General features: G+C 66.7%; 1 protein-coding gene. It reads right to left on the bottom strand.

Features of this window, described 5'->3' with window-relative positions; all coding sequences use genetic code 11:
• Nucleotides 1-571 (bottom strand): GltB/FmdC/FwdC-like GXGXG domain-containing protein (locus GTW58_RS13740; RefSeq protein ID WP_483413995.1); only part of this gene is annotated, 571 nt, incomplete at both ends.

The raw sequence follows: 571 nt of genomic DNA, 5'->3' as shown, positions 1-571 counted from the left end.
CGAGGTCCGGGACTGGAGGTTCACCGAGGTCTCGGCGAGATCCAGAACGTAGGCAACACCACCGGACATACCGGCACCGAAGTTACGGCCGGTGGGCCCGATAATCAGCGCAAGGCCACCGGTCATGTATTCGCACCCGTGGTCACCAATGCCTTCGACGACGGCGGTGGCCCCGGAGTTGCGGACCAGGAAGCGCTCCCCCACGCGACCACGCAGGAAGATCTCACCACCCGTGGCCCCGTAGCCGATGACGTTGCCGGCCACGACGTTCTCCTCGGCGGCGAAGCCCGCGTCATGCTCGGGGCGCACCACGATCCGCCCGCCCGAGAGGCCCTTGCCCGTGTAGTCGTTCGCGTCACCTTCCAGTCGCAGCGTGATGCCCTTGGGCATGAACGCGCCGAGGGACTGGCCCGCCTGCCCGTGGAGGGAAACGGTGATCGTGTCGTCAGCCAGATCGTCGGTCTGGAAGGACCGGGTCACCTCATAGCCGAGCATGGTGCCCACCGCACGGTCGGTGTTCACGATCCGGTGCTCAAGGGTGACCGGTTCACGCGTGGTCAGAGCCGGAGCA

It is taken from the genome of Kocuria subflava (assembly GCF_012163155.1).
In the GTDB taxonomy this organism is placed as follows: Bacteria; Actinomycetota; Actinomycetes; order Actinomycetales; family Micrococcaceae; genus Kocuria; species Kocuria subflava.
The sequence above is the reverse complement of the archived record's forward strand: the minus strand, read 5'-3'. Positions and strand labels throughout refer to the sequence as shown.